6 protein-coding genes and 1 pseudogene are annotated in these 6,041 nt (G+C 64.4%); 4 read left to right on the top strand and 3 right to left on the bottom strand.

The window, feature by feature from the left end; translation table 11 throughout:
- The first annotated feature begins 235 nt into the window (after positions 1 to 235).
- Positions 236 to 1,621: a sensor histidine kinase gene (locus BEK68_RS23760; RefSeq protein WP_012430064.1), complete on the top strand. Its 1,386-nt coding sequence runs from the start codon at positions 236 to 238 to the stop codon at positions 1,619 to 1,621.
- A 19-nt stretch (positions 1,622 to 1,640) separates the two neighbouring features.
- Here BEK68_RS23760 and BEK68_RS23755 read toward each other — a convergent pair whose 3' ends face one another.
- The 3 genes from BEK68_RS23755 to BEK68_RS26330 form a co-directional block, all read right to left on the bottom strand.
- On the bottom strand, positions 1,641 to 2,147 hold the full coding sequence (locus tag BEK68_RS23755) for an acyl-CoA thioesterase (protein WP_012430063.1): 507 nt from the start codon (positions 2,145 to 2,147) through the stop codon (positions 1,641 to 1,643).
- A gap of 132 nt (positions 2,148 to 2,279) precedes the next feature.
- Positions 2,280 to 3,266 (bottom strand): GGDEF domain-containing protein, encoded by a 987-nt coding sequence (locus BEK68_RS26335; protein ID WP_249262962.1) that lies wholly within the window; start codon positions 3,264 to 3,266, stop codon positions 2,280 to 2,282.
- Between the two features lie 96 nt (positions 3,267 to 3,362).
- A complete protein-coding gene (locus BEK68_RS26330) occupies positions 3,363 to 3,929 on the bottom strand; it encodes a histidine kinase N-terminal 7TM domain-containing protein (protein ID WP_249262961.1) in 567 nt (188 codons plus the stop codon).
- Positions 3,930 to 4,245: 316 nt separating this feature from the next.
- Between BEK68_RS26330 and BEK68_RS23745 the strand changes: the two genes are divergently transcribed.
- The 3 genes and pseudogenes from BEK68_RS23745 to BEK68_RS26325 form a co-directional block, all read left to right on the top strand.
- Positions 4,246 to 5,133, top strand: a complete 888-nt coding sequence (locus tag BEK68_RS23745; protein ID WP_012430062.1) for an ABC transporter substrate-binding protein — start codon at positions 4,246 to 4,248, stop codon at positions 5,131 to 5,133.
- A 53-nt stretch (positions 5,134 to 5,186) separates the two neighbouring features.
- Positions 5,187 to 5,897, top strand: a complete 711-nt coding sequence (locus BEK68_RS23740) for an amino acid ABC transporter permease (protein ID WP_080515845.1) — start codon at positions 5,187 to 5,189, stop codon at positions 5,895 to 5,897.
- Positions 5,894 to 6,041: pseudogene (locus tag BEK68_RS26325) on the top strand (amino acid ABC transporter permease); the annotation flags it as partial. The gene BEK68_RS23740 and the pseudogene BEK68_RS26325, both read left to right, overlap by 4 nt.

Genomic DNA, 6,041 nt, shown 5'->3' with positions numbered 1-6,041 from the left:
GGCCACCTGAGTCACATGAGCGGCTTTGGCGCCTTCACCCTTCTCATCCTTTTTGTCACACCCATTCGAGGGGTGCCGCGATACGGCGCCGTTTTCAGGGTTTCGCTTAATCCAGAATGAAAAAAATGTGATATCGGAACGCGTGTACGAACACGGGGTTGCCGGTAGCCTTCCGGGTTACCGTCGATCCCGGTCGGCATTTGGCGCGCCGACACTGCGCCGACTTCCGATTTCCATGTACGCCCTGTTCCCCGCCTTCGTCTCGTCGCTCTTCCTGTTCTACGGCGTCTACGTCGTGACCACGCGCGGCCGTACGCGTGCCAGTCTGGCGTTTCTCGGCATGACGACACTCACGTGCCTGTGGCAAGGCATCTGGGCGTTTCTCTTCCAGACCCATGACATTGGCACCGCCCAGGTGCTCGCCAAGCTCGGCTGGATTGCCATCCTCGTCATGCCGACCATGCTGTATCACTTTGCCGTGGAGGTGGCCGAAGCGCCGAGCGAGCGGCCCTCGCTCCTGGCCGCGTATGCGCTGGATGCCGCGCTGATCGCGTTGTTGCTGACCACCAACCTCGTCATCGATGGTGTGCATCAGTTCCACTTCGGTTTCTATCCGAGGGCCGGCGTGCTGGAAGCCGTGCACATCGCCCAGACAGTTGTGCTCGTCACGCGCGGCATGTGGGTGCTCTACCGCGAGCAGCGACATGCCACCGCCGAAAAGCGCAAACGGTTGCTGACGTGCCTGTTCGGCGTCGGGTTGATTTCGTTGGCGGCGGCCGACTACGCGGTCAACTACGGCATTGCGTTCTACCCGCCGGGTGTGCTGCCGCTGGCCGTTGCGCTGGGCATCATCGCCGTGGGCGTGGTCAAGTTCGACCTGATGCGCCCGTATGCACTGGCCGCCACCGTTGCGCATGAAGTACGTACGCCGCTGACCACCATCCGCTTGCAGGCAGCCGAAATCGCCCGCGCCTGGCCCGACGTTTACCGCGGCTATCAACTCGCCATCGACAACGGCCTGTGCCAGCCGCCGCAGCATCCGGCCATGCTCGATCGCCTGTCCAAGCTGGCGGGTGCCATCACGTCGGAAGTCGCGTCCGCGCACAGCGTGATCGAAATGGCATTGGCCTCCGTCACGCTGGAGCGCCTCGACCGGCGCACCTTTGCGGCCCACTCGCTGCGCGAATGCGTAGAGACGGCCGTGGCGCAGTATCCGTTCCAGGCCGGGGAGCGCGAACGCGTGCACGTGCAGCCGTTCAACGCCGACTGGCGGTTCGTTGGCTCCGACACGCTGCTCGTGTATGTGCTGTTCAACCTGCTGAAGAATGCGCTGCATGCCATCCAGATCGCGCGCAAGGGGCACATCGAAATCTCCGCCCGCCAGGATGGCGACAGCTACGTGCTCGTGGTGCGCGACAGCGCCACCGGCATTCCGCCCAGCGTGCAGCGTCGTATCTTTGACCCGTTCTTCTCCACCAAGCATGTCGGCAAGGGCTCGGGCGTGGGGCTGACGTTCTGCCGCCGCGTCATGCAGGCATTCGGGGGGCGCATCCAATGTGAATCCGTGGTTGGGGAATACACGCTGTTCTCCATGCGGTTTCCCCAACCGCCTGCTATCTGACGTTTACACCTTTAGAACATCAGGACGCGTGTGCCAGCTCCGGCAGCGTGTCCAGCTCGTACGCCTTCACACGCATGCGCACGTGCTCCGGCAACCGCTGGATGACGCGCTCGGCGTTGGCGCACACCACCTGCTGATACCCCAGCGACACCAGCCGCCCGCCTGAAACGAACCGGAACACCATGTAGAACGAGCACGGCTGCACCCGGAAGGTGTTCAGGTGGCATTCCACGCGCTGAAACGGGAATGTCTCTTCAACGAATTCCTGATGCGCCAGCTTGGTCACGAAGATCACGCGTCCGCTCATGAGCAGATCTGCGTCAATGCATTCGTGGAACCAGCGCTCGCGCACCACGCCCTGCCACTCGAAATACCGGGCGAAATACGTGTTTGCGTAGGCGTTGGAATCCTTCAGATAGACATCGAAGGCGTGCTGAAACGTCTGCTGCGCGGAAATGGCTTCGGGCAGCTCGGCATTGCGCAGATAGTGGTCGACGACTGTGGCAATGGATTGGCCTGTCGGCATCGCATACTCCAAGAATGGATTTGGCTGCTGGCGGCAGCCGCGCATGTGCGGTGGTCCCGCGCATGTGTCCATTCTTCCGATGCACTTGCCGTTGCGTAACAGGCCAATGACGTAGCCCTACGAACGGGCGGCCTACTCCGCGGTCGCCACACTCCGCAGCCCTGGCGGACTCTGGTGAAAGCGGAACGTATTGCGCCCGCTGCGCTTGGCATCGTAGAGCGCTGCATCGGCCCATTCGAACAGCTCGTCCAGGTGTTCGTCGGCGGGCGTGAGCGTGACGGCGCCGGCTGATAGCGTGACGTACGGCGCGACGACAGACGCCGCGTGCGGTTCCGCCCGTTCGGCCACCATGGCCACGGCGCGGGCCACGACCTGGCGGGCGTCATCGCGGTTCAGGTCGAACAGCATGGCGACGAATTCTTCGCCGCCCACACGCGCGATGAAGTCATCTGGGTGCCGGCACGCCATGCCCAGCGTGTCGGCCACCATGCGCAGGCAATCGTCGCCACGAAGGTGGCCGTAGGTGTCGTTGTATTGCTTGAAGCAGTCGATGTCGAACAGCGCCAGCGTGACTGGGCGATTGTCGCGGCGGGCGTGGTCGAACAATCGCGGGGCCTGCGTCTCAAAAAAGCGGCGATTGAACAGCTGCGTGAGTGCGTCGCGGTTGACGTCGTTCTCGAGCACGCTGAGCAAGGCCCGCGTGCGCTGCAACTCGCCGCGCAGTGCATCCTGGGCGCTGGCCATGCCGGCACGCTGCAACTGCTCGACCGTCACGTCGCGCAACAGCAGGAAAACACCCGCGTGGCGTCCGCGCGCGTCGCGCAAGCCTTCGAGCGTGACTTCCAGCGTGCGGCCCGTGTCGGGCAGCCAGACCTGGTGGCGGTTGGGCAGGCGCGTACGTTCGAACTCGCGCAGGATGCCGGCCACGTTCAGCACGGGGGGCGGCATGGCATGCACCTGGGCGCTCGGCAACAGATAGCGCGCGGCGGCGTTGATGCTGGCGATGGAGCCATCGCGGGCCAGCACGATGCAGCCGTCTCGCATGGCTTCGATGATCTTGCCTCGCGCATAGCCGGCGGTGTCGCGCAAGCGCGGCCGCAGCACGACCCACCCGAGCATTGCGGTGCTGACGGCAAACGTGGCGGGTGTGAGATCGCCGCCCAGCGCCGTCGTCCAGTGCTGCAGATATGCCAGATGCGCGACCAGCGGCAGCAGTTACCCGATGACGAGCACCAGCCGCACCTGCGTGCGCGACGACACGTAGAGCCCGGAGGCGGCTTCGTCGATGGGCAGCACCAGCAACACAAGGCTGATGGCCAGCAGCACGTAGTTGTAGGCGGTGCCCACCCAGAACATGCGCCCGTGATCGAACACCGCGCGCTTTATCCCATCAATGACGACGAAGCGCCAATCGAGCCATACCAGGTGGTGCAGTTCATTGGTGGCGACCAGACCGATGAAGCCGGCGGCCACCAGCAGCGCCAGCACCCAGCCTGCGCGCACCACCGGCAATGCGTTGAATTCGGGCCGTATGAGGCCAACGACCATGCGCAGCCATGCCGCGGGCACCATCATGATTCCGAGATAGGCGACCTTGGCCCAACCCACGCGCACGGGCATGTCGAAGGTGACGACTTCCATAAGACGCGCGCCGCTCCATAGCGCGGTGCCGAGCGCCAGCAGCATGAAGGCGGAGACTTCCGCGTCATCGCGGCGCGGCCACGATAGACCGATCAGCGCGATCGAAACGAGTGCAGCGCTAGCCAGTGCAGCGATCAGCATGATCGGCAGGCCCAGCGCGCATGGCGATGCCGGCGAATGACGACGCCAGCCGATTGCTCCACGTGTATTCCCCGTTCGTTCGTTGTTCTTGCAGTGTATCGCGCACTGTTGTTGGGTGAATGACAGCGTGGTGCGCCTTCGATCACCTGCCATTTCTATCGGCATGAAATGTAAAAACTGAAGGCCCGCGCGGCTTTGCGGCGCATGGCTGGACCAGTGCGCGCGGGCGGACGCATATCGATCTGCCAACGAATTCGTTTGCGCGGCGCAACAAACGCCCTACGCTTGGCCCCTAAAAATTCATCAGGGGGTTGTCATGCAGGCAAGCGTTTCGGGCGCATTTTCGTTGCAAGGTCTGACGCAAGCGCTGAGGAAATTGTCGCGCCAGGCAGTGGGGGTGGTCATCGGGGCGGCGCTCGCGGTGGCGGTGCTGCACGCGCCGCAAGCCCACGCCGACAAGCTGGACGACATCAAGAAGGCGGGTGTGCTGCGGGTGGGCGTGTTCGATGCCAATCCGCCCTTCGGTTACGCCGATGCCAAGACCGGTCAGCCCGTTGGGTTGGACGTGGACTACGCGCAGGAAATCGCCAACAAGCTGGGCGTCAAGCTGGAACTGCGCGCCACCAACCCGGCCAACCGCGTGCCGCTGCTCACCTCGGGCAAGGTCGATATCGTGGCCGCCAACTTCACCATTACCGACGAGCGCAAGAAGCAGATTGAATTCAGCACGCCGTACTTTGCCAGCGGCCTGCAGTTCATCGCCAGGAAGGGGGTGCTCAAGCAGCCGGACGATTTGAAGAGGGACGGTATCCGCCTCGGTGTCGACAAGGGCACCACGCAGGAAACCACGCTGCGCGACGGCTATCCCAAGGCCCGCGTGATCGCCTATGACGATTCCCCGCTGGCGCTCACCGCACTGCGCACCGGTGCCATCCAGGCATTTGCACAGGATGGTGCCAAGCTCGGCGCGCTGCTTGCCACGCTGCCCAACCGCAGTGAGCTGGAGATCTCGCCTTTCGTGCTGACGCGCGAGTACATGGGCATCGGTGTGCCGAAGGGTGAAACGAAGCTGACGGCCACCATCGACCAGATCCTGCAAGGGCTTGAGAAGGACGGCACCGCCGGCCGCATCTATGACCGCTGGTTCGGCCCGAAGAGCGCCGCCCCGCTGCCGCGCGACTTCATCATCGGCAGCACCAAGTGAGCTTGAGCCTGCCGGCCGTCTTCCAGCCCCTGCCGCCGCGTTATCTCGGCTGGATGCTGGAGGGCTTTAGGATGACGCTGCTGGTGTCAGCGGCTGCCATCGCGGGCGGGCTAGCCATTGGCCTGCTCTTGACGGCGCTGCGCGCGAGTGCTCAGCCGTGGCTGCACTTGCCGGCCCGCGCGCTGGTGGCCTTTCTGCGCAAGACGCCGTTGCTGGTGCAATTGTTCTTCTGGTATTTCGGCGCGGCGCAATTGCTTGGCGAAGACGTGGTCGGGGCCATCATCGGCTGGGGCGGCATCGCCGTGGGTGCCTGGCGGTTGCCTGCGCCGTCGTTCGAATTTCTGGCGGCCGCGTTCGGCATCGCGCTGTATGCCGGTGCGTTCTTCTCGGAAGAGCTGCGCGCTGGCATTCGGGCCGTGCCGCGCGGGCAGCGAGAGGCCGCGCTATCGCTGGGTTTCACGCCGCGTGCCGCCTTCCTGCGTGTGGTGCTGCCGCAGGCGCTGCGCGTGTCGGCGCTGCCGTTGCTGGGGCAATGTGCCAACACCATCAAGAACACCTCGCTCGCCATGGGTATCGGGCTGGCAGAGCTTGCGTATAGCGCCCGGCAGGTGGAAACCGACACGCTGCTCGCCTTCCAGGCCTTTGCCGTGGCAACCGTGCTGTATGCCGGAGTGATTCTGTTGCTGCAATGGGTGGCGCCCCGCGTGCTGCGGCGGCTTGGCTGGACATCGACATCGACGCTACCGGACGGAGCCCCCGCGTGACGACGGAAGCCGTGCTCCTGCACCTGCGTTACCTGCTGATCGGACCGTATCCGAATGGTCCGCTGGCCGGGGCGGCGCTCACGTTGTGGATGGCGCTGTGGGCCTGCGTGATGGCCACGGCAGCGGGCGTCGGTTGTGCGCTGT

The sequence above is a fragment of the Ralstonia pickettii genome (assembly GCF_001699815.1).
GTDB lineage: Bacteria > Pseudomonadota > Gammaproteobacteria > Burkholderiales > Burkholderiaceae > Ralstonia > Ralstonia thomasii.
The sequence above is the reverse complement of the archived record's forward strand: the minus strand, read 5'-3'. Positions and strand labels throughout refer to the sequence as shown.

Bases quoted from the DNA above. Each gene is read 5' to 3' on its own strand.
- BEK68_RS23760 (WP_012430064.1), top strand. From the start codon at position 236: ATGTACGCCCTGTTCCCCGCCTTCGTCTCGTCGCTCTTCCTGTTCTAC.
- BEK68_RS23755 (WP_012430063.1), bottom strand. From the start codon at position 2,147: ATGCCGACAGGCCAATCCATTGCCACAGTCGTCGACCACTATCTGCGC.
- BEK68_RS26335 (WP_249262962.1), bottom strand. From the start codon at position 3,266: ATGCTCGGGTGGGTCGTGCTGCGGCCGCGCTTGCGCGACACCGCCGGC.
- BEK68_RS26330 (WP_249262961.1), bottom strand. From the start codon at position 3,929: ATGCTGATCGCTGCACTGGCTAGCGCTGCACTCGTTTCGATCGCGCTG.
- BEK68_RS23745 (WP_012430062.1), top strand. From the start codon at position 4,246: ATGCAGGCAAGCGTTTCGGGCGCATTTTCGTTGCAAGGTCTGACGCAA.
- BEK68_RS23740 (WP_080515845.1), top strand. From the start codon at position 5,187: ATGCTGGAGGGCTTTAGGATGACGCTGCTGGTGTCAGCGGCTGCCATC.